The sequence below is a fragment of the Rhizobium binae genome (assembly GCF_017357225.1).
Taxonomy (GTDB): Bacteria; Pseudomonadota; Alphaproteobacteria; order Rhizobiales; family Rhizobiaceae; genus Rhizobium; species Rhizobium binae.
Genome location: NZ_CP071604.1, coordinates 478,591 through 500,283, shown reverse-complemented (window position 1 = coordinate 500,283; position 21,693 = coordinate 478,591). Strand labels below are relative to the sequence as shown.

Here is a 21,693-nt window from a genome sequence, read left to right as displayed (position 1 = left end):
CCGCGGTGAAGAACTTGATGGGAAAAAGAAAAGAGCCTGGCGCGGGAGGAGGTGCGCCAGGCTCTTGATACTGACTGACAACTGGGAGGAGGAGTGTTGTCAGTCCGATGTAAGAGCGCTGGGAGGAGGAGTGCGCTGCTTACGGAGATATAGATAGCCCATTCATTTGATCGGGAATAGCGAAAATACCGCAATGCAGCAATGCACCCAACGCAACGCTTGCCCTCAAAACAACAGATCGACGCCTCATTTTGCGGCATCTTTGACCGGATGGTCAAATTCTGCTGAAAAATGAGGCCTCGACGTTAGAGCGCGCCGCCTGCCCTCATCCGGCTGCCGCCACCTCCCCGCTCGCGGTCGCTCGCGGGGAAAATCGGCTGCCGTCACTCCTTAAGCCGCCTTGAACACTTTCCGCCCCTCGGCATCCAGCGCCGAAAACTCCTCGTCGGAGAGGGTGATGTCGACGGCCGCGACGTTTTCTTCCAGGTGCTTGACCTTGGAGGTGCCGGGGATCGGCAGCATCACCGGGCTGCGCTTCAGCACCCAGGCGAGCGCGATCTGGCTCGGCGCGGCACCATGCTTCCTGGCGATCGTATCGAGCAGCGAGCCGGGCTTGGTGAGATCGCCGGCGGCCAGCGGATACCAGGGGATGAAGCCGATATTGTGCTTGGCGCAATAATCGAGCACGTCTTCGCTGGTGCGATCGACGAGGTTATAGCGGTTCTGGACGGTGGCGACCCTGAAGTGCTTCGAGGCCGCCTCGATCTCGGCGACGGAGACTTCGCTCAAGCCGGCATGGCGGATGAGGCCGGCGTCGAGCAGCGACTTGATCGCATCAAACTGTTCCCTGGCCGGCACTTTCGGATCGATGCGGTGAAGCTGCCAGAGATCGATCCGCTCGACCCCGAGATTGCGCAGGCTCTTATGCGCCTGCTGGATCAGATATTCGGGACGGCCGACCGGCAGCCAGATGTCGGGGCCGTGGCGGGTCAGGCCGCCCTTGGTGGCGACGACGGACTTGCCGCCATAGGGATGCAGCGCCTCCTTGATCAGCCATTCGGAAACGTCGGGGCCGTAGGAATCGGCCGTATCGATGAAATTGACGCCAAGCTCCGGCAGGCGCTTCAGTGTGCGGATGGATTCAGCGTGATCTTCGGGCTCGCCCCAGATGCCCTTGCCGGTGACGCGCATGGCGCCGAAACCGAGACGATTGATCTCGATCTCGCCGCCGATCCTGAAAGTGCCCGACTTGGCTGCGTTGTAACTGGCCATGATCTTTCCTCTGTTGGTCAATGGAATAGTTGAAGTCAGCGGGAAGGCCGAAAGCCGCCCGGCTGCCACTCGCCGCGGCTGGCGGCGTTTGAAACGCGCATGTCTGCCCGCCCTGGCGGTGCCGATGGTGATGAGCCGGCAGTCGCCGCGGCATTGGCGAGCGACCGCTGCGACTCTTGAGATATAGGACAGCACTATTGAGATAACAGGGATTGCGCCGGAAACATCGGCGTCAAGGCGATGCCGGAGCGGCGACAGGAAAGCCGGCGGCTCTTGCGTTGACGCCTGTTTTCAGCCGCCCGTTTCGCCGGAAAAGGCGGCGACGTCGATGTCGGCGTCGCCGTCCCGGTATCGCAGGCGCTCGCGCGAGAGTTCGAGCGGCTTGCGGCGCGAAATCCGGTAAACGGAGGCGGGCGGCAGGTTGCGCACCGTGCCGCCGATGCGCACGGACTCCAGGCCAAGGCGGTCGAGGATCTGCCGCGGCACCGGGCAGCGCGGGCCATAGGTGAACTGATAGACCGCCCCGCCCGGCCGCATATAGGCGAAGACGCCGGCAAGGATCGCGGCGATCTTGGGCGGCGACATGGACAGAAGCGGCAGGCCGCTGATGACGGCGCCGACCGGTTCGTCCTCGAAAATTTCGGCCTGGGCAAGATGGGCGGCATCCATCTGCAATACGCGCGCCGCCGGGAAACGCGCCTGCAGCGCATCGATAAATTCAGGCCCATATTCGATCAGGGTGAGATCGGCCTCGCTGACGCCGCGGGCGAGCAGCGCCCGGGTGAACACGCCGGTGCCCGGGCCGAGCTCGATGATCGGCCCATCCAGTGCGGCAATTTCGCTGGTCATGATCCTGGCCAGGGAATCACCCGACGGCGCGATGGCCGCCACCCGAAGCGGGTTGCTGATCCAGGAGCGGAAAAAATGCAGGAAATCGGAGCATGCAGCCTTTGCGGTCATGACTGTTCCACCTGTCTGAAATTCAATTGAGTATCAATGCGACCATCGCGGCCAGCATGGCAATTCCAAGGCAGCGACATCAATCGCCTGTGTAAGCCGGCGTTTGCGACGATTTTTTCCATCGGCGTCCGGCATATTTTCGCATCATGGCCATTTCCCGCGACCACAGGGAGAAGGGGCGGCCCGGAAGCCACCCCTCAGCCCGATCGCGAGGCCTCAATAGTTGCAGCCGGAGCTGCTTGTCGGGTTGAAGCCGAGCTTGCAATCCATGTTCAGCGGCTTCTTCGGGTTCATCATGTAGGGTGAAGCCATGGTGTCTGGGCCGCGCTCGCCGATCGAACCGGTGGTGCGACGATCGTGCTGCATCTGGGTTTCTTTCCGGGCAACCGGCTGCTTGACCGCGCCCTGCTGCGTCGCACTGGACTGGAGGGGAGCCGCTTCGGCCGGGAACGAGGAAAGGCCGAGCATTGCGCCGATGGCCACGGCCGCCAGGCCGCTCTTGAACGTCGTGATCATGATCGTCTCCTTGGGAGGATTTAAGGGAATTTACGCCGAGGAGTTAGGAAGCGGATCTGTCACATACTACCGCACTGCAACAGGGGTCACGAATATGTGAGCGGCGGCCCGACCGAGAAAGACGCGGCTCGTCGCCGCTTCTTTCCTTTGCCGGCTCAATAGCCGTTATTGCAGGGCATGCTGCCGGGGCCGATCGATCCCGAAAGCGTAGGGTTGCACGTTGTCGGCGCCGCCGGCCTGTTCACGGGCTGGCGAATGATTGAGCCGGTCATGCGGGGTCGACGCCGAAGGTGGCCAGCGGATACCAATTGCCATCGGAATGGCGGCCGGTGCCGTGACGCTCCGCGGCAAAGCCCCGATAGCCGTGCAAGGTGCCGGCATGTACCTTAAATTGCACTGTTTTCGCCTTCGAGACGATGGACGGCGGACGTATGGGAAGGGGCGCGGCCGCAGCCGGCGGGATCGCCGCGAGGGCGACAGGGGTCGCAAGGCGATCCGGCGTGACCTTATCGCGATGAATTGTAAAATGCCGCAATGGGCTGAAAGGCGCTGGCGACACCGCTGAGGCGTTATGAATTCTCTGTTCTCAGTTCGCGTATAATGTGCGGTAGCCCTGGCCGGAGAGGCAGGCGACATATTGGCGATGCGCGGCGGCGCGAGCAATCGTTTCCGCTTCCAGCGCATCGGCCTGCGCATATCCGGTCAGCTGGGCGCGCAGCTCGTACTGGCGCTTCGCCTCGTCATACATGGCATTGCCGTCGGTCATGCAGAGGCTGTGTGCAACGGCCGGCGGATTGACCGGCACGCCGACGGCCAACAGCACCGGCTCGTTGGCGCGGTCGATGCAGCCGGCAAGAGCCGCCATCAAGGCCACGGCGCCGACAGCTCGAAAAATTCCTATCGCCATGCATTCCTCCGGCCGAAAGCGCGTCAAACATCGTCACGCTCGCGGATACACCAGCAAGGTTGCGCGAAACTAGGCATGCCGATAGCAGGCAACCGCTCCACAAGCCATGGTCTGATCTTGCGGACTCAAGAGGAACTCCCCACCAGAATCTATATAGCACTGCGGAATCCCGAAATTGGTTGCGGCATTGAAATCATTGCCTCTTCCCTCGCCGCGCGGGCTCACGAGGCGCGGCGAATTTCGGGATCCCGAAGCGGGGGAATTTCGGGATCCCGAAGTGGCGTTTTTTTCTTCCTGCCGACCCGGCCGCGTTTGTCGGCGGCAAACTTGCGGTCGATCTCCGACCACTTCCGGCATCTCTCCGCCGTGCATCGCCGCCAATCGTCCGTGGGCGGTGCGCCTTCATGGTCACCTACAAAGGTCAGCGTGAAGAGGTTCGGATGCGCGACACCGCTGCCCGCCCGGCCGCGGCGAACCTTGATGAGGCCCTTATAGTCCAGCTCGTCGAGCGCATCGGCCACGTATTCGCCGGTGACACCGTAAGAGACGAACTGCGGGTGGGTCACGACAAGCCTGCCATTTGCCAGGGCGGCGTGTGCGGTGTGCTCGATGATGATGCGGAAGAAGGCGCGGCTGGCATTCGCGCTCAGTGATGTGAACGCCGGCGATTCCAGCAGCTGGATCGTCAACCATTGCCAGCGAAGGCTGCCGTCGTCGCCTCCGTTCGGCGGTGCGGTATGTTTGCGCACGAGCGACCGCGTCTTGCCAGCACCGGTGCGGCTCTTGTCACGAGGGTTCAATTCGGCCATCAGATCCTCACCTTGGCTGTCGGCACGTCCCTGCGGGAAACGACAGAGGAACTCGTTTTTTCACGCCTGCGGAGGGAACGACCGGCCCAAGCGGCGCCATCGCCAATCGCTGCGATATTCTTCGACATTCAACATTCCATGGCTGCAACCGCGGGCAATCTAGCGTAAGGACGTTCCGTGAACTAGGAAAATAATCTTAGGTGTTTTGACGTCCTGATTCGGTCAGACGGTGACAGGCAGTTGCACATGATTGGAAGGCCAGGATGCGAAAGTTCGGCGTGGGGGAGAAGGGCGCGTGGATCTATGGCCAGCGGCTGCTGGCACTGGTTTCGATCTTGATGGCAAGCGCCGTTCAGGCTTTTCCCTGCGATCAGCCGGTTATGATTGCCAACTGGTCTTTCTGTGCGACCGGCAATGTCAGCGCTGAGGGCGGCGAAGCTGATTGGAAAGTCGTTCCTCCGTGGACTCGCCAAAAGCCATAAGCGCGTATTTCGGAAACGATCCACGGCTCGTGGCAAACGACGGACTTTGCAACGCAAAATTCCATCGGGTCGCCCTCTGCCAGCCGGGATGGCAAACGGGCAACCCGGATGAGTGCTCATATCTGGTTTGCAGCGGTTACTACTCATCCTTGTTCGGGAAGGAGGAAAGGGAAGCCTATGAAAGAGACTTCCCGGCCGAGCAATAATTTTTCGCTTCGCTGCCTTGGAGCAGAGGATGGGGGCGACCGTCGCGGCAAACTTGATTTCATCACCCGTATTCCTGAACACGGGGCATTGGGTGAATCAGTTGCCGCTTTCCACTGCTGCAGACCAATTCACCATAATTCGGGACCGGAAGAGCTCCATCGCCTGGTCGCGACCCGGCGGCAAACGTTGCTCGGTACAAAATCACGAGAGCACGTCAGATGACGTTACCGTTCGGAGCCATGCAAAATTTCAGATGGTGAAAAAGGAATGGCGCACCCGAAGAGATTCGAACTCCTGACCCCCAGATTCGTAGTCTGGTGCTCTATCCAGCTGAGCTACGGGTGCGTGGCAGAAGCGGCGGTACCGCTTGCGTGGGCGATCCTCTAAAGGGTCCTTTCGGACAATGCAAGAGCATTTCTGAAAAAATCGCGGGTTTGCCTGTTTGCGGCCGCGGCGGGCGAAATTCCCTCACTTCTCACTGTGCGTCCGGCTGCGGTAATCGTCCAGCGAGACCGGGCGGTCGGGAATTTCGATGCGGAACTGGGTGCCGACCGTCGGTTTTTCCACAAGCGCGATGGTGCCGCCATGGGCAAGCACCAGTTCGCGGGCGATGGTGAGGCCAAGGCCGGTGCCGCCTGAACGGGCCGAACCGCGGAAAGCGGCAAACAGGTTCTGGCGCGCCTTCAGCGGCATGCCGGGGCCGGTATCGTCCACCGTGATGCTGACGACGCTGCCGACGCGCTGGGCGGAGACGGTGATGCGCCTGACAGCACCGGGGCCGCCCTCGCCCGGCGAGGTCAGCGCCTGCAACGCGTTGCGTGTCAAGTTGTGAATGATCCGGAAGAGCTGTTCACCATCGGCATCGACCTCGAGATCGGCAGCGAACTGCTCGATGAACTCGATGCCGCTCTGCGGATCGATCGCCAGCATATCCCTGACGTCCTGGGTCAGCTCCAGCAGCCGGACACGGCGGCGGCGCGGGGCCGATTCGCTCGCCTTGCCGTAGGACAGTACCTCAGTGGTATAGCCGACCGCCCGGTCGATGGTGCGCAACAGCTTCGGCGCGAAGCTCTTGACCATCGGATCATCGACATCGACCAGCCGGTCCGACATCAGCTGCGCGGAAGCCAGGATATTGCGCATGTCGTGATTGATCTTGGAAACGGCCAGGCCAAGGGCCGCCAGGTTCTTCTGCTGCTTCAGCGTCTTCTGCAGCTCCATCTGCATCGAGGTGAGATTGCGACCGGCGACCGCCAGCTCGTCGCGGCCGCCGTCGCCGATATAAATATGGGCCGGATTCTCAGGATCGGAGGAGAATTGCTGCATACTGCCGGTCAGCCGGCGGATAGGCCCGATGAGGAGGCGGTTGATCGTGAAAAAGATCAGCGTCGCCGTGAACAGCGAGATCAGCACCGACAGCAGCAGGACGTTGCGGGAATAGGCCAACATCGCCGTGCGCAGCGGCCGGTCCTTCATCACCACCTCGACGCCGACCTTGGTGTCGCCGACCGGGCCATAGACGCGGATCATTCTGCCGCCGCCGAAAATCAGCGTGTCGAGGGCGTCGCGGATCGCCGTCAGCGGCGGCACGTCCGTCAGGTCGTAGGACTCGTCGACCGAGGTCGGCATGTCTGTTGTCGCCAGGAGCCGCGAGGTGCCTTCCTTGCGCAGCACGATCGCCTTGGTACCGGTCGCCTCCAGCGTCTCCTTCTGCAGCGCGCGCGGCAGCTCGATCGGCTGCAGCCCGTCGATGACGATGGCGGCGGCGGCGGCCGTGTTCAGCCTGTCCTGCAGCCAGCGCATGCGCATGCTGGCGACCGAGGGGAAGAAGATCAGGATTTCGGCGAGCATGATGAAGAAGACGGTGAGCCAGAGCAGCTTGCCGGACAGCCCGCCGAATATGCCGGCAGACGGGCACCGTCCCCTGGCGGCCTCGCCGGCCGCCGGGATTTCTGCCGAAGGATCGTTGTGCTGGTTTCGAACCGGCATCTGCGTCTCGCCCGATCGGCGGCACCTGGCCGCCCTCATGGAGCCTTATATTAGACCAACAGGCTCCGCTTTCAAATCTTTGCGATCAGCGTCACGTCGTCACCAAGAAAACGCCGCCCGGAGGCGGCGCTCGAAGATGCGTGAAGGGCCGGAGATCAGAACTCTTCCCAGCTCTGCTCGGCCGCGGCCGCATTGCCGCCGCCGAAGGCGCGGGCGACCTTGGCGATCGCCCGGCGGGCGGGCGAGGCGACCGGCTGCCGGTGCGGCTCGTTGCGGACGAGCGCCACGGGTGCCGGCCCATCCGACAGCTTGAAGCGGGCGATGAGATGCACCAAACCGTTGGCTTCGGCCGAAAGCCTATGGGTGGCGGCGGACGTTTCCTCCACCATCGCGGCGTTCTGTTGCGTTACCTGATCCATCTGATTGACGGCGGTGTTGACCTCCTTGAGGCCGGTCGACTGCTCGACCGCCGCGGTGGCGATCGAATGGATATGATCGTTGATGGCGATGACGCGGGTGCCGATTTCCGAAAGCGCCTCGCCGGTCGCCTGCACGAGCTTGACGCCGACCTGCACCTCGTCGCCCGACTTGGTGATCAGCGCCTTGATGTCCTTGGCGGCCGTTGCCGAGCGCTGGGCAAGTTCGCGCACTTCCTGGGCGACGACGGCAAAACCCTTGCCGGCCTCGCCGGCGCGGGCCGCTTCGACACCGGCATTCAGCGCCAGAAGATTGGTCTGGAAGGCGATTTCGTCGATGACGTTGATGATCTGGCTGATCTCGCGCGAGGCCTGTTCGATGCGACCCATGGCCTCGACGGCATTGCGCACGACGACGCCGGAGCGGCCGGCATTTTCCTTGGCTTCCGACACCATGACGGTGGCTTCATGCGCCCGCTCGGTGGAGTTCTGGACGACGGCGGTGATCTGATCGAGCGCGGCGGAAGTCTGCTCGAGGGCGGCGGCCTGCTGCTCGGTGCGCTTCGACAGGTCGTCGCTGGCATTGCGCAGCTCGGCGGTGTTACCGTTCATCGCTTCCGTCGTCTCGCGCACTTCGCGCATCGTCGCCTGCAGCGTCACGAAGCTGTTGTTGACATTCTGCTGCAGCTCGGCGAAGGCGCCCTGGAAGTTGCCGTTCATCGTCTGGGTGAGGTCGCCTTCGGCAAGGCTTGCGATGACGCGGCGCGTCTCGCCGATCCCGGCATCGACGCTCGACAGCAGCGCGTTGATGTTGCCGGCGAACTGGTTGAGGTTCTCGTCCTGATAATCCTTGTCGATGCGGTGGCTGAAATCGCCTGCTGCAGCCGCAGCGACGACGACCGACATGCTCGACTGCAGATCGTCGCTCTTGGCGCGCATCGCCGCCTCCTGGGCGTTCAGGCGCTTGACGGCAAGGCCGTTCTCCTTGAAGACCGCAACCGCGGCGGCCATCTCGCCGATTTCGTCCTTGCGGCCGGCAAACGGAACCTCGGCGTCGAAATTGCCGTCGGCGACCTCCTTGATCGCATGGGTGACGCGCTTGATCGGGCGGCTGAGATGGCTGGTTCCGATATAAAAGCCCATGCCGATGCCGGCCGCGATGCCGATGCCGGTGATGCCGAGGACGAGCATCAGCACCCGGGAACGGAAGCTCTCGATCTCGGCGTCGACGGCTTCGAGCGCTGCCTTGTCGACGGTGACGACTGCATCAATTTCTGCCTGGAACGCCTTGCGGTTGGCGCGGTTGGCCTCGTTGTTGCCCTGCTGGTTAGCGGCCTCGGGGCCGACCTCAGTGCCCAGGCGGACCGTTTCCGCGCGGAAGGTGCGGAATTCCGCGGCGCGGGCGACAAGCTTGGCGAAATCGGCCTTTTCGCTTTCGGGGACCAACGGAGCCCAGCCCGCGATGACCTTGTCGATCTCGTCGAGATCGGCCATCAAGCCCTTGGCAAAACCTGCCGTATCCTTGATCGACTTGGCGGCATAGATGCCGCGCGCTTCCATGACGACAGCCGTGACGAAACGGTTGAGGCGTTCGCCGGCATAGGCGCGGGCAGCGGCCTGCTCGTAAGCCGTGAGATTGCGGCTGTATTCGCGCATGGCGGACAATGCCGTCGCGCCGATCAGAAGCGCCACCGCGCCCATCACGCAAACCAGCAGATTAATTTTCCCGCGGATCTTCAATGCAATGCTCCTCTACGCCACTGCCTGGAAAGCAAATTCCAGTCGATGCGCTGACTATCAGCGAAATTGATTAAAGTTAGATTTCCAATATTTACGATTAGGCGAACAAAATATTGGCGCCCCGGCCCTTCCCCGCGGTTTCAAACCGTTGAAATTTCATGCTATTCAGCCAATCTGGCGCCCAAGTACAACTTCTCGGAGCGGATCTAATTTATTAACACCACAATGCGAAAATAGCAGCCGGCGGCGACGGCGCCGGTGAAAATCTCGGGTATAATTGACTTTGCCGGGCTTCATCCGTATAAGCCGCCGCACGTCCGGTCATTCAGGCCTTTCATGGCCCGCCCGTTCGAAAAACAACGCTCCTTGCATCATGCAAATTCAAGAAGGGCCGCACTCCGCGGTGTTTAAATAAATGAAGCGTACCTACCAACCATCCAAGCTTGTTCGCAAGCGTCGCCACGGCTTCCGTGCGCGCATGTCCACGAAGGGTGGCCGCAAGGTCATCGCTGCCCGCCGCGCGCAGGGCCGCAAGCGTCTTTCGGCTTAAGGCCGGGTTGCCCGGTAAGAGATGGCGGGCGAGTTGACGACCAGTGAGAAGAAATATGCTGTCGGGCGGCTGAAAAGCCGCCCGCAGTTTCTTGCCGTACGCGGTGGCGAAAAACGCCGCGGAGGTCTCTTCCTTCTCGAAGTCCTCGACCGGAAGGAACCCGACAGCCAGGCTCGCGTCGGTTTCACAGTCACCAAAAAACATGGCAACGCGGTCGAACGGAACCGCATGCGCCGCCGCCTGAAAGAGGCGGTGCGGCTTCATGCGGGATTTGCAATGCAGCCCGGACACGACTATGTGGTTGTCGCGCGCAGGGACGTGCTTGATGCGTCCTTCCAGGAATTGGCCGCGGAGCTGAAGCTTCGCGTGGAAACCAGGCCGAAACACCGGCGCTCCGGAGACGGACGCCCCAGGAACGTATGATGGAAAACAACCGCAATTATTTCATTGCGATCGCTCTCTCGGTGCTGATCGTCCTCGGCTGGCAGTTTCTCTATATGAATCCGCGCATCGAGGCCCAGCGCAAGGCGCAGGAAGCCCAGAAGGCGCAGCAGCAGACCGAGCAGGTCCAGCAGCCTGCCGCCGGCGGCGCGACGCCGGCCCAGACGAGCGGTGCAGCACCTTCCGGCCAGGCCGTCGCAACGGCGACGCTCGAGCAGGCGCTCGCAAAGACCCCGCGCGTTGCCATCGACACCCCCGCCCTTTCCGGCACGATTAACCTTGCCGGCGCCCGGCTCGACGACCTGAAGCTCAAGGGCTATCACGAGACCGTCGACGACTCGAGCCCGATCATCACCCTGTTCAGCCCGGCGGAAACCAAGGACGGTTACTTCACCGAGCTCGGCTATATCGGCAGCGATGCCACGGGCAGCGTTCCCGGTCCCTCGACGCTGTGGACGGCGCCGGAGGGCGCCAAGCTCACCGAGAAGACGCCGGTGACGCTGACCTATACCAACGACAAGGGCCTGACCTTTACCCGCACGATTTCCGTCGACGAACGCTACATGTTCACCGTCGTTGACAAGGTCGCAAACACCGGCCAGGCGCCCGTTTCGCTCTCCTCCTACGGCCGCGTGACACGGTACAATAAGCCGACGACGCCATCGGCCTACGTCCTGCATGAAGGTTTCATCGGCGTCATCGGCGACGACGGCCTGATCGAAAGCAAGTATACCGCCGTCGAGAAGGAAGCCGTGGCCCCGGCGAAATCCACCGGCGGCTGGCTCGGCATTACCGACAAATACTGGGCCGCGACGATCGTTCCGCCGCAGACGTCCGCCTACGAGGCGCACTTCTCGTATTTCTCCGACGGTCAGCCGCGCTATCAGGCCGACTACAAGGACGATGCCTTCACGGTTGCCCCCGGCCAGTCGATCGAGCTCAAGAACCTGGTCTTCGCCGGCGCCAAGGAAGTGCCCGTCATCGACGGCTATGAGGCCAGCTATTCGATCCCGAAGTTCGACCGCCTGATCGACTGGGGCTGGTTCTATTTCATCACCAAGCCGATGTTCAAGCTGATGGATTTCTTCTTCCGCTTCTTCGGCAATTTCGGCGTGGCGATCCTTTGCACCACCATCGTCGTCAAGGCACTGTTCTTCCCGCTCGCCAGCAAGCAATATGCGTCGATGGCGAACATGAAGCGCATGCAGCCGAAGATGGAAGAGCTGAAGGCGAAATTCGGCGACGACCGCATGGGCCTGCAGCAGGCAATGATGCAGCTCTACAAGGAAGAGAAAATCAATCCGATCGCCGGCTGCTGGCCGGTAGCGCTGCAGATCCCGATCTTCTTCTCGCTCTACAAGGTGATCTACATCACGATCGAGATGCGCCACGCGCCGTTCTTCGGCTGGATCCAGGACCTTTCGGCACCCGATCCGACGACGATCGTCAACCTGTTCGGCCTGCTGCCGTTTACGGCACCGACATTCCTGCACCTCGGCGTCTGGCCGCTGATCATGGGCGTCACCATGTTCCTGCAGATGCGCATGAACCCGACGCCGCCCGATCCGACGCAGGCGATGATCTTCAACTGGATGCCGCTGGTGTTCATGTTCATGCTGGCAAGCTTCCCAGCCGGCCTCGTCATCTACTGGGCCTGGAACAACACGCTCTCGGTGATCCAGCAGTCGGTGATCATGAAGCGCCATGGCGTCAAGATCGAGCTCTTCGACAATCTCAAGGGCCTGTTCCGACGAAAAACGGCGCCATCGAAATGACGCTCTCAAGCCCCGCTCCGGCGGGGCTTTTCATTTGCGGCCGGCCCGCGAGGCGCGACGCGGACCGCCTGAAAGCTTGACAACCGCCCGTAAAACCACGAAGCCGACACAAGACCGAACCCGGAGATTGCCGAGCCCCGCATGCCCGAAACCGAAAAGCCGCTCTTCGGCCACCCCTGGATCTTCATCCGCGGCGTCCCGTCGCTCACCTTCCTGCCGCCGGAGGGACCGTCGGAAGTGGCCTTTGCCGGCCGCTCGAATGTTGGCAAATCATCACTGATCAATGCGCTGGTCGGCCAAAAGGGCCTGGCGCGCACCTCGAACACGCCGGGCCGCACGCAGGAGCTCAATTACTTCGTCCCGGACGGCTATTCCGGCGAAGGCGCGGACCTGCCGCCGATGGCGATCGTCGACATGCCGGGCTATGGTTACGCGCAGGCGCCGAAGGAGCAGGTCGACAAGTGGACCAAACTCGTCTTCGACTACCTGCGCGGCCGCGCGACGCTGAAGCGCGTCTACGTGCTGATCGACAGCCGCCATGGAATCAAGAAGAACGATGATGACGTGCTTGATCTGCTCGACAAGGCCGCTGTTTCCTACCAGCTGGTTCTGACAAAAACCGACAAGATCAAGGCGCCGGCCGTTCCCAAGCTGCTTGCCGAGACGGCGGACAAGATCCGCAAACGCCCGGCCGCCTATCCTTTCGTGCTGTCCACCTCGTCCGAAAAGGGCGACGGGCTCGATGATCTGCGCCAGGCGATCGCCGAAACTGTCGGGATCGCAAACTGGAAATAGCGATCCGACCTCTATTATACTCACTGAAACAGCTAAAAGTTTATTTTCCCGTCAAACAGAAAAACTAAAGGTTGACGCGCCGGAATAGGCGACCTATATAGGGCTTATCGAATTTTGCTTGCTGGCTTGGTTATCGCGCGATTAGCACCGCGGCCTGAACGAACTTCCTTTCAAAAATCGTTACCACCATCCGCATCGCGTTGACGCCTTGCGGTTTCTCAATATTGCTATGAAAGGGTTCATCATGACCACTGGCACAGTTAAATGGTTCAACTCCACCAAGGGCTTCGGCTTCATTCAGCCCGACAATGGCGGTGCTGACGCCTTCGTTCATATCTCCGCCGTCGAGCGTGCCGGAATGCGCGAACTCGTCGAAGGCCAGAAGATCGGCTTCGATCTCGAGCGAGACCAAAAGTCGGGCAAAATGTCCGCCTGCAATCTCCAGAAGGCTTAAATCGGTATCTGCTTCCCTTTGACCACGGATGTACTGGCACTGCCGGAAGCACCGATTTAATCAAGGCCGGGCAATTTGCCTGGCCTTTTTGTTTTCGCTTGCAGCCGAACCCTTCAATGTTGGAGAAGAAATGACAGAAACATACAGCAAATCCCGCCAGCGGGCGGAGATCGCCTTCGGCAACATCCAGTCCCAGTTTTTCGCGAAGAATAAGGCGGTGGAAGAGCTGGAATCCTACGCCCAGTCGCAACAGGCAAAGACACTACGGTTGCGGGAAGCACGGTTGGCGAAGCAGCGCGACGATCGCGCCTCGGCAATGTCTGCTCTCCTTGCGAAACGCGCCAAAGCCTGCTGATCACCGGCAAAGATCGCTACATGCCGAGCTGCGCCGGTTCTCGCGCACGAACCGCACCGCGTCGCCCTGTCCGACGCAACTTTCAAGAGGAAGTATTCGCGCGTTCAAAAAGCGGCAACAGGACGGGCTGAGCCGTGCTGACAGTTCACTCATACCAAAGGACGCCGCAATGGCAGAGGATGCGAAGGAACTTCAGTCGATCAATACAGCATGGCAGATCGCCATCCAGGAGATTTTGCGCATGGTCATCCGAGACATGTATCATGGCGGCGGCGAGGCGTCGTTCAAGTCCCATATCAAGCGCATAGAGGAGGCAGCCGTGGACAGTATTTACACGGATTTGCGGCTGCGCGGGACGGATGAGTGGACGGAAGTTCTGGTCAAAGAAAGGGCCAGCAATTTCGTCACCACGCTGCTGACCTCCTTCACTTATGACCGGGCGTAAGCTCGCGACCGTCGCCGACGCATGATCTTGCGGCCAACAGAGGCCTGCCGACCAGTGACCTCGACCGCCGCGTTCACGGCAGCTTTGAAGAGCATCGAGATCCCCGACGGTTGCCGCATTTGAACAGCGGCTGTTTAGACGTGCGACATCGATTGTGCTTGCGCCATTGCAGTTTTTGAAGCAACGCTTGATCTCATGCTGTTGAAGCGCAGCGGCGTCCGCGAGAAACCATCCATGACTGACAGCAAAGACGAAGCCCTTTCGCCAGAAGGCGTCGGCAACCTGCCCCATCTTGCCGAAGCCCTCGACGATGATCGGTTTCGCCATTTTCTCGATCACGTCCCATTTGCAGTGGCTGTCTCCGAGCTCGGCGCCAGTGAAAAGCTCATTTACGTCAACCTCGAATTCGAACGGCTGACAGCGCTGACCGCCAGGCAGGTGGAGGGAAAACGCTGGACCGACATCGAGGTGAATTGCACTGCAGTTTCCGGGGAGACAACGCTTACAGCGGCTGTGACCACGGCGGAGGAATATATTGGCGCCTTCTCGCTCGTGGCAGAACCCGAAAGCAATGTGATTATCGACGTGTGGTCGAACACGATCGTCAACGATGATGACGTCCCGCTTTTTCGTCTGGTCGCCTTTGCTGCCCGCAACGAGCTGACGGGTGGCCAGAGCTTCAGCGAGCTGCTGGCCGAGAAGGATGTCCTTCTGCGAGAACTTCAGCATCGTGTGAAGAACAATCTGCAGATGATAACGGCGCTGATCCGAATGGAAGCGCGTAATGCTCAAAAGAACGAGGAGAGCGAGCGGTTTGCACGTCTTGCGGGCCGGATCGAAGCCCTGGCTCTGCTCTACCGCGCACTGTCGGACGAAGAGAAAGGCGCGATGATCGATCTCGGCAGCTATGTGAGCCAGATCGCAGCCTCGGTCATGGCCGCCCACGCGGTGGAAGGGATCCGACTCGACATGAAGGTGGACACCTGGCCGGTTTCCGTGAACGTTGCGATGCCTGCCGGACTCGTCGTTAACGAGCTCCTGACCAACACGTTCAAGCATGCCTTCATAGGGCGGGATGGCGGAGAGATCACACTGCGCTGTGTCGTCAGCGACACCGGATGCAGGATCACCGTCGCCGATAACGGGGTGGGTCTTCCTGAGAATGTGCCTTGGCCGAACCCCGGAAAACTGAGCGCCATGATCATCCAGTCCCTGAAACAGAACGCCCGCGCCGAGGTCGAAGTCAGCTCTTCCCCCGCCTCCGGCATGAGTGTCTCGCTCGTTTTCCCAAGGATCGAAGCACCCCAATAGCCATGTCAGCGGCGCGCCCTATTCAGGGAACCGCTGGAGCATGTCTCGCAAAAGTGTGCGGCGGTTTTGCGCTAGAGACATGCGTAAAAACAAAGACCTAAAGCGTGACAAACGAATCTGAAAGATCGCGACACGCTTTAGACGCTGAGCACGATTCGCAGTTGGTCTGGGGCGCGCCCGAAGAGCGCGCCCTCTGCGATACACACACTTACATCTTCGGCAACAGCACCTTGTCGACGACATGGATGACGCCGTTCGACTGTTTGACGTCGGCGATCGTCACATGCGCGACATCGCCGTTTTCGTCAGTCAGGGTGATCTTGCCCATATTTTCCCGGGCTTTGATCACGCAGCCGCCGACGGTCTTGATGTCGTGTTCGCCGCCATCAGCCTTGATCATCTTGGCGACGGTCTTGGCCATCGCGTCGGCAGCCACGACGTGGCAGGTCAGAACCTTGGTGAGCGTCGCCTTGTTTTCCGGCTTCAGCAGCGTCTCGACGGTGCCTTTCGGCAGGGCGGCGAAGGCTTCGTTGGTCGGGGCAAAAACGGTGAAGGGGCCCTTGCCCTCGAGTGTGCCGACGAGGCCGGCGGCCTTGACGGCAGCAACCAGCGTCGTGTGATCCTTGGAATTCATGGCGTTTTCGATGATGTTCTTGCTGTCGAACATTGCCGCGCCGCCAACGATCGGGTTCTTGGCGGCAGCAAAGGCGGCAGCGGAAAGGGCGGTGGCAAGCGCGAAACCGCGCAACAGGGACTTGATCATGATTTTCTCCTCACCGGACACCATCCGCGGGGCTTTATGCCCGAGCGTCGTCCGGATATGTCGAACTACGGAGGTCCGCGCCGAAGAGTTTCAGCAGGAGAAAATGATTTTACGACCAGCGCACGATCATGGCCGGTGCACCGTGCCGCTTGCGACGATCGGGCCGGTCGCCTGACCGGTCGGCGAGCCGCCGAAGGGTTCGAGGCTGACGGCAAGGGTCGCGCCATCCGTGACATTGTTGCGCAGTTCGGCGGGAATGATCAGTTCGCCGCTTTCGCCGGGCTGGAAGACGCCGAGCGATTTCGCCAAGCCGCTGCCTGGCACGAGCCAGAGTTCCAGCGATTTCTCCTCCGGCTTGCCGGCAGCGACCGGCACGATCTTCAACCGGCCGCTTTGCAGCTCGTAGGACGCGCGGAGATTGATCGCGTTGTTTTCGCCCGCAAGTTCGGCCACCAGCGGTGCCGGCCCCTGCGGCTGCGGCACAATGCCGGAGGCGAAGATGACGGCGCTGACGGCGACGACGATACAGGCGAAGGCCAGAGAGCGCCAGAAAACCGCAGAATTCCACAGTCCCTGCGAGAAGGATGCGGGCTTGCCGGCGTCGCCGAACAGCCGCGCCTCGATCTGCTTGAGGGTTTCACGGCTCGGGGCCACACCTTCATATTCATCGTTGAAGGCGGAGAGATTGGTTTCCCACCGGCTGACGATCGCAGCGAATGGCCGATCGTGGCGCATGCGCTCTTCCACCACCCGGCGATCCTGCAGCGACAGAACGCCCAGCACATACTCGCCGGCGAGAACTTCGTCGCGGGAGCGGTCTCCCTTGCTTTTGTCGGGCGATGTCATCGTTCCATGCACTCTCTCAGTTTCAAGAGGCTGCGCCTGAGCCAGGTCCGCATCGTGTTCAGCGGAACGCCAAACTGATCCGCCAGTTCCTGATAGCTCAGCCCTTCGACATAAGCCCGTTTCACGGCGACCGCACGATCAGCTTCCAACTCTTCCATGCAGGTGTCAATCCGCCTTCCTTCATCCTTCGTCACCGTCTGCATCTCAGGATCGAGAGCGGAATCGGCGAGGTCGTCGGCGCTGCCCAATTCGTCGGCGATCGGCTTGCGCGCCCTGAGTACATCGATCGACCGGTTGCGGGCTATCGCCGAGAGCCATGCCGAGGACGTGCCCGATGCAGCTTGAAAGCTTCGGGCGCGTTGCCAGATGCTGATATAGACCTCCTGCAGGACTTCTTCGGCCTCGGCCCGATCCTTCAAGATACGCAGGCAGATTGAAAAAAGTTTCGGCGCTGTCTGGTTGTAAAGAGCTGCGAATGCCCTGCGGTCGCCGAGTGCGACGCGGCTGATCAACTCTTTGATCTCATCGCCTTGCATGCCGTTCCTCATATCGTCTTGGCTGAGCAGGGGAAGTTTTCCGGTTCCGTGCCAGATACGAAAAACAATTGCGCTCTGGATTATTCCCTCTGTCAGAAACTTGCGATAAAAGGCCGCCATCAATTCTGCGGGGTTCCTATGAACGAGTCCGAAAGCGAACTTCAGGCACGGCTTCTCGCCAAGGCGCTGCCTTTCATGCAGCGTTACGAGAACAAGACGATTGTCGTGAAATATGGCGGCCACGCCATGGGCAATCCCGAGCTCGGCAAGGCTTTTGCCAGCGACATCGCGCTCCTGAAGCAATCGGGCGTCAATCCGATCGTCGTTCACGGCGGCGGGCCGCAGATCGGCGCCATGCTGAACAAGATGGGCATCGAATCGAAGTTCGAAGGCGGGCTGCGCGTCACCGACCAGAAGACGGTCGAGATCGTCGAGATGGTGCTTGCCGGCTCGATCAACAAAGAGATCGTGGCGCTGATCAACCAGACGGGCGAATGGGCGATCGGCCTTTGCGGCAAGGACGGCAACATGGTCTTCGCCGAAAAGGCGCGCAAGACCATCAAGGATCCGGATTCCAACATCGAGCGGGTGCTCGATCTCGGTTTCGTCGGCGAAGTGGTCGAGGTCGACCGCACGCTGCTCGACCTGCTCGCCCGCTCCGAGATGATCCCGGTGATCGCGCCGGTGGCGCCCGGCCGCGACGGGGCGACCTACAATATCAATGCCGATACCTTTGCCGGCGCCATCGCCGGGGCGCTGAACGCCACCCGCCTGCTGTTCCTGACCGACGTGCCGGGCGTGCTCGACAAGAACGGCCAGCTGATCAAGGAGCTTTCCGTCGCCGAAGCGCATGCGCTGATCGCCGACGGCACGATCTCCGGCGGCATGATCCCCAAGGTCGAGACCTGCATCGACGCGATCAAGGCCGGCGTCCAAGGCGTCGTCATCCTGAACGGCAAGACTGCCCATTCCGTCCTGCTCGAGATCTTCACCGAGCACGGCATCGGAACGCTGATCGTTCCCTGATCGAGAACTGCGCCCCTTTGCTCCACGAGGGGCGCATCTTCCTCACGCCGGCGCAGGGGCGCAAATCGGAGCCTATAGCAAGCTCTCAATCGTCGCCCCCTTTTGCTTTGCCATCGGAGACACAAGCGTCTCCCCCAAATCCCTCTTCCCAACGTCCCTCCTCTGGCGACCAGGCCATCGTAGGATCTGTCCGACGCTCAAGGCGCCTGCTTCACGCGGGTGCGCCTCTGGCTTTCCTTCTTGATCGGCCGGCCCACCGGGCAGACCTCCTGCACGAAGCCGTTGAGCGTATTGACGAGATTGTTCTCAATCAGGGAATAGTGCACGAACTGGCCCTGTTTCTCCCGTCTGATCAACCCCGCCGTTTCAAGAATGGAAAGATGCTGCGAAACGGCGGGCTTGGACATGCTGAAGCGGTCGGCGATCTCGCCGGCGGTCAGCCCCGATGCCGAGAGGTAAGCGAGGATCTTCCGCCGCGACGCACTGGAAAGCGCGTGGAACACCCGCTGGGCGGCGCCGACCGAGCTGCCTTCTGAAAGGTCATCGAAGTTCTCGTCTTCCAAGTCCGTCTCCAGGCATATGATTAAGCAATTAATGTATTGCTTAATCATTGCCATTGGCGCAAGGTAATTAGGTAATTGCTTAATTAATTGATTGACGGGCGTTGTTCAACTGGACAATGCGCCCGATGGGAGGAGTTTTGCCATGCGCAGCATTTCCACCGGACGCATGATCGACAACTGCAGTGATTCCGTGAAGGGCAGCGTGGTCTGGATGCCCACAAAATCGATCTGGATTACCACCATGACCGTGGTTGCCGTGGTGGGCGGACCACTGACCTTCAGCTGGAGCGCTGTTAGCGTCTTCGTTCTATCGACCGCTATCACGATCTGCCTTGGTCATTCGGTCGGCATGCACCGGCTGCTGATTCACCGTTCCTTCTGTGCTCCGGTCTGGCTCGAGTATCTGCTCGTCTATCTCGGCACACTTGTCGGCATGGCAGGCCCGCACGGCATGATCTACGCCCACGATATTCGCGACTGGGCGCAACGACAGCGAGACTGCCATGACCTCTATGCCCATCGGCGATCGTTCTTCGTAGACGCCTTCTGGCAGATGCATTGCGCCGTGGCGCTCGATGAACCGCCACGTTTCGTCCTCGAAGCGCGCGCGCGGCGCGACCGCTTCTATCGCCTTCTGGAGGCGACGTGGATGGCGCAGCAAATTCCCTTGGGACTCCTGCTCTTCACTCTCGGTGGGCTGCCGTGGCTGGTCTGGGGAATTGCCATGCGGATCTCGGTGTCGCTGACCGGCCACTGGCTGGTCGGTCATTTCGCCCATCGGAACGGCCATCAAGGCTGGAGCGTCGATGACGTCGCGGTGCAGGGCTACAATCTGCCGCGTTTCGGGCTGGTGACCTTCGGCGAGAGCTTCCACGGCAACCATCACGCTTTTCCGGAATCGGCTCGGCTCGGTATCGAACCGGGACAACTTGACCTCGGTTGGCATTTCATCCGGCTGCTGGCAGGGCTCGGCCTTGCGTCGGCGATCAAACTCCCGCACACGATCGTACCGAGGGATGGGTTGAGACGTGTTGATATCTCCGGAGACGCTGCTGGGGCTCATCCGGCCGGACAGCATTGAGCGGTACCACAGAATAAAGCACCGCGTTCAAGAGAGCCTCCCCTCAGGTGTCGCGAACGGTCGAAGGGCGGGGCGGGCAGGTTGGAGGCTGCCGCGCCGGCGCACAGGCCGGGAGAACAGCTCGGCCTCTGCATGAGGCGCCCTCGCCGCAGATCATTGTCCGCCTGCAAACCCACCACCCAAGCCGCAATATCCGTCCGACAGGTCGCAAATCGCACGATCTAGACTTGGCAAGATTTCGAATCGTGCTTTAGGTTGCGCCCCGAAACTTAACGGGTCGAGCAAACAGATGCGCCTTACAGACTGCTATAATTTCCACGACTTCCGGCGCATGGCCAAACGACGGCTTCCCGGACCGATCTTCGATTATATCGACGGCGCGGCCGATGACGAGGTGACCTATCGGCGCAATACGGCAGCCTTCGAGGCTTGCGATCTGGTGCCCAGCGTTTTGCGCGGGGTGGCCGACATCGATATGTCGGTGACGGTCATGGGACAGAAGCTGGCGATGCCGGTCTATTGCTCGCCGACGGCGCTGCAGCGGCTGTTTCACCACCAGGGGGAACGGGCGGTCGCCGCGGCAGCGGCGAAATACGGCACAATGTTCGGCGTTTCCTCGCTTGGCACGATCAGCCTGGAGGAAGCCCGGCAGATCAGCGACGGGCCACAGGTCTATCAGTTCTATTTCCACAAGGACCGCGGGCTGAACCACGAAATGATGGCGCGGGCAAAGACCGCCGGTGTGCAGGCGATGATGCTGACGGTCGACAGCATCACCGGCGGCAATCGCGAGCGCGACAAGCGCACCGGCTTTGCCATTCCCTTCAAGCTCAATCTCGCCGGCATGGTGCAGTTTGCGATCAAGCCCTCCTGGGCGATCGGCTGGATGACGCATGAGGCTTTCCGGCTGCCGCAGCTCGAAAACCACGTCAAGATGGACGGCGGCGCGCTGTCGATCAGCCGCTACTTCACCGAAATGCTCGACCCCTCCATGTCTTGGGACGATGTAGCCGAGATGGTGCAGGCCTGGGGCGGGCAATTCTGCCTGAAAGGCATCATGTCGGTGGAAGACGCCAAACGCGCGGTCGAGATCGGCTGCACCGGCATCGTGCTTTCCAATCATGGCGGCCGCCAGCTCGACGGTTCGCGCAGTGCTTTCGACCAGTTGGCCGAGATCGTCGATGCCGTCGGCGACCGGATCGACGTGATGATGGATGGCGGCGTGCAGCGGGGCACGCATGTTCTCAAGGCCTTGTCGCTGGGGGCGAAGGCCGTCGGCCTTGGCCGCTACTATCTCTTCCCGCTTGCCGCAGCCGGACGGCCCGGTGTCGAAAGGGCGCTGGAGACGATGCGCACCGAGATCGAACGCGGCATGAAGCTGATGGGTTGCACCTCCGTCGACCAGCTGACGCGGCGCAATCTGCGCTTCCGTTCCTGAAGTCATTTTCGGGCCG

22 protein-coding genes, 1 tRNA gene and 2 pseudogenes are annotated in these 21,693 nt (G+C 61.1%); 12 read left to right on the top strand and 13 right to left on the bottom strand.

Translation table 11 applies throughout. The features are described from left to right. Positions 1 to 390: 390 nt before the first annotated feature. From J2J99_RS02460 to J2J99_RS02435, 6 genes and pseudogenes are all read right to left on the bottom strand, one after another. Positions 391 to 1,272 carry an aldo/keto reductase gene (locus J2J99_RS02460; RefSeq protein ID WP_168295242.1) on the bottom strand — a complete coding sequence of 294 codons (882 nt, stop codon included), beginning with the start codon at positions 1,270 to 1,272 and terminating at the stop codon, positions 391 to 393. A 291-nt stretch (positions 1,273 to 1,563) separates the two neighbouring features. Next, entirely contained in the window at positions 1,564 to 2,232 is a 669-nt protein-coding gene (locus J2J99_RS02455) for a class I SAM-dependent methyltransferase (protein ID WP_168295243.1), read from the bottom strand. Between the two features lie 216 nt (positions 2,233 to 2,448). Further along, positions 2,449 to 2,748: a hypothetical protein gene (locus J2J99_RS02450; RefSeq protein ID WP_168295244.1), complete on the bottom strand. Its 300-nt coding sequence runs from the start codon at positions 2,746 to 2,748 to the stop codon at positions 2,449 to 2,451. Between the two features lie 155 nt (positions 2,749 to 2,903). Further along, positions 2,904 to 3,283, bottom strand: a pseudogene (locus J2J99_RS02445) (cell surface protein). A 51-nt stretch (positions 3,284 to 3,334) separates the two neighbouring features. Further along, the gene (locus tag J2J99_RS02440; RefSeq protein WP_168295245.1) at positions 3,335 to 3,655 is read right to left on the bottom strand and encodes a hypothetical protein; all 321 of its coding nucleotides are present in this window, start codon (positions 3,653 to 3,655) and stop codon (positions 3,335 to 3,337) included. A gap of 221 nt (positions 3,656 to 3,876) precedes the next feature. Further along, positions 3,877 to 4,464 (bottom strand): hypothetical protein, encoded by a 588-nt coding sequence (locus J2J99_RS02435; protein ID WP_168295246.1) that lies wholly within the window; start codon positions 4,462 to 4,464, stop codon positions 3,877 to 3,879. 263 nt (positions 4,465 to 4,727) lie between these two features. Between J2J99_RS02435 and J2J99_RS02430 the strand changes: the two are divergent. Further along, a pseudogene (locus tag J2J99_RS02430) lies at positions 4,728 to 5,152 on the top strand (hypothetical protein). Between the two features lie 269 nt (positions 5,153 to 5,421). Here J2J99_RS02430 and J2J99_RS02425 read toward each other — a convergent pair. The 3 genes from J2J99_RS02425 to J2J99_RS02415 form a co-directional block, all read right to left on the bottom strand. Continuing rightward, positions 5,422 to 5,498, bottom strand: a tRNA-Arg gene (locus J2J99_RS02425). 123 nt (positions 5,499 to 5,621) lie between these two features. Further along, positions 5,622 to 7,142 carry an ATP-binding protein gene (locus tag J2J99_RS02420; RefSeq protein WP_168295247.1) on the bottom strand — a complete coding sequence of 507 codons (1,521 nt, stop codon included), beginning with the start codon at positions 7,140 to 7,142 and terminating at the stop codon, positions 5,622 to 5,624. A gap of 155 nt (positions 7,143 to 7,297) precedes the next feature. Beyond that, entirely contained in the window at positions 7,298 to 9,298 is a 2,001-nt protein-coding gene (locus tag J2J99_RS02415; RefSeq protein ID WP_168295248.1) for a methyl-accepting chemotaxis protein, read from the bottom strand. A gap of 415 nt (positions 9,299 to 9,713) precedes the next feature. Here J2J99_RS02415 and rpmH point away from each other — a divergent pair, with 415 nt between their 5' ends. From rpmH to J2J99_RS02375, 8 genes are all read left to right on the top strand, one after another. Further along, the gene (gene rpmH, locus J2J99_RS02410) at positions 9,714 to 9,848 is read left to right on the top strand and encodes a 50S ribosomal protein L34 (protein WP_008524438.1); all 135 of its coding nucleotides are present in this window, start codon (positions 9,714 to 9,716) and stop codon (positions 9,846 to 9,848) included. Between the two features lie 21 nt (positions 9,849 to 9,869). Continuing rightward, on the top strand, positions 9,870 to 10,271 hold the full coding sequence (gene rnpA, locus J2J99_RS02405) for a ribonuclease P protein component (protein ID WP_168295249.1): 402 nt from the start codon (positions 9,870 to 9,872) through the stop codon (positions 10,269 to 10,271). Then, positions 10,271 to 12,064, top strand: coding sequence for a membrane protein insertase YidC (gene yidC / locus J2J99_RS02400; RefSeq protein WP_168295485.1), 1,794 nt, complete (start codon positions 10,271 to 10,273; stop codon positions 12,062 to 12,064). The genes rnpA and yidC overlap by 1 nt, the downstream gene beginning before the upstream one ends. A 141-nt stretch (positions 12,065 to 12,205) precedes the next feature. Then, positions 12,206 to 12,859 (top strand): ribosome biogenesis GTP-binding protein YihA/YsxC, encoded by a 654-nt coding sequence (gene yihA, locus J2J99_RS02395; protein WP_168295250.1) that lies wholly within the window; start codon positions 12,206 to 12,208, stop codon positions 12,857 to 12,859. A 244-nt stretch (positions 12,860 to 13,103) separates the two neighbouring features. Further along, positions 13,104 to 13,313: a cold-shock protein gene (locus tag J2J99_RS02390; RefSeq protein WP_168295251.1), complete on the top strand. Its 210-nt coding sequence runs from the start codon at positions 13,104 to 13,106 to the stop codon at positions 13,311 to 13,313. Between the two features lie 130 nt (positions 13,314 to 13,443). Next, positions 13,444 to 13,668 (top strand): hypothetical protein, encoded by a 225-nt coding sequence (locus J2J99_RS02385; RefSeq protein ID WP_168295252.1) that lies wholly within the window; start codon positions 13,444 to 13,446, stop codon positions 13,666 to 13,668. A gap of 169 nt (positions 13,669 to 13,837) precedes the next feature. Beyond that, positions 13,838 to 14,113, top strand: a complete 276-nt coding sequence (locus J2J99_RS02380; RefSeq protein WP_088390282.1) for a hypothetical protein — start codon at positions 13,838 to 13,840, stop codon at positions 14,111 to 14,113. Positions 14,114 to 14,347: 234 nt separating this feature from the next. Then, positions 14,348 to 15,424: a sensor histidine kinase gene (locus tag J2J99_RS02375; protein WP_168295488.1), complete on the top strand. Its 1,077-nt coding sequence runs from the start codon at positions 14,348 to 14,350 to the stop codon at positions 15,422 to 15,424. Positions 15,425 to 15,632: 208 nt separating this feature from the next. Here J2J99_RS02375 and J2J99_RS02370 read toward each other — a convergent pair whose 3' ends face one another. From J2J99_RS02370 to J2J99_RS02360, 3 genes are all read right to left on the bottom strand, one after another. Next, positions 15,633 to 16,187, bottom strand: coding sequence for a fasciclin domain-containing protein (locus tag J2J99_RS02370; protein WP_168295253.1), 555 nt, complete (start codon positions 16,185 to 16,187; stop codon positions 15,633 to 15,635). A 126-nt stretch (positions 16,188 to 16,313) separates the two neighbouring features. After that, entirely contained in the window at positions 16,314 to 17,033 is a 720-nt protein-coding gene (locus J2J99_RS02365) for an anti-sigma factor (protein WP_168295254.1), read from the bottom strand. Then, entirely contained in the window at positions 17,030 to 17,569 is a 540-nt protein-coding gene (locus J2J99_RS02360) for a sigma-70 family RNA polymerase sigma factor (protein WP_168295490.1), read from the bottom strand. Before J2J99_RS02360 ends, J2J99_RS02365 begins: the two co-directional genes overlap by 4 nt. Positions 17,570 to 17,707: 138 nt before the next feature. On the opposite strand from J2J99_RS02360, the gene argB reads away from it, so the two are divergent. After that, positions 17,708 to 18,595, top strand: coding sequence for an acetylglutamate kinase (argB, locus tag J2J99_RS02355; protein WP_168295255.1), 888 nt, complete (start codon positions 17,708 to 17,710; stop codon positions 18,593 to 18,595). A gap of 197 nt (positions 18,596 to 18,792) precedes the next feature. Here argB and J2J99_RS02350 read toward each other — a convergent pair whose 3' ends face one another. Beyond that, positions 18,793 to 19,158, bottom strand: a complete 366-nt coding sequence (locus J2J99_RS02350; RefSeq protein ID WP_168295256.1) for a metalloregulator ArsR/SmtB family transcription factor — start codon at positions 19,156 to 19,158, stop codon at positions 18,793 to 18,795. Between the two features lie 142 nt (positions 19,159 to 19,300). Between J2J99_RS02350 and J2J99_RS02345 the strand changes: the two genes are divergently transcribed. Together J2J99_RS02345 and J2J99_RS02340 are read left to right on the top strand one after the other, a co-directional pair. Then, a complete protein-coding gene (locus J2J99_RS02345) occupies positions 19,301 to 20,239 on the top strand; it encodes an acyl-CoA desaturase (protein WP_168295257.1) in 939 nt (312 codons plus the stop codon). Positions 20,240 to 20,528: 289 nt separating this feature from the next. Next, on the top strand, positions 20,529 to 21,677 hold the full coding sequence (locus J2J99_RS02340; RefSeq protein WP_168295258.1) for an alpha-hydroxy acid oxidase: 1,149 nt from the start codon (positions 20,529 to 20,531) through the stop codon (positions 21,675 to 21,677). Positions 21,678 to 21,693: the final 16 nt, after the last annotated feature.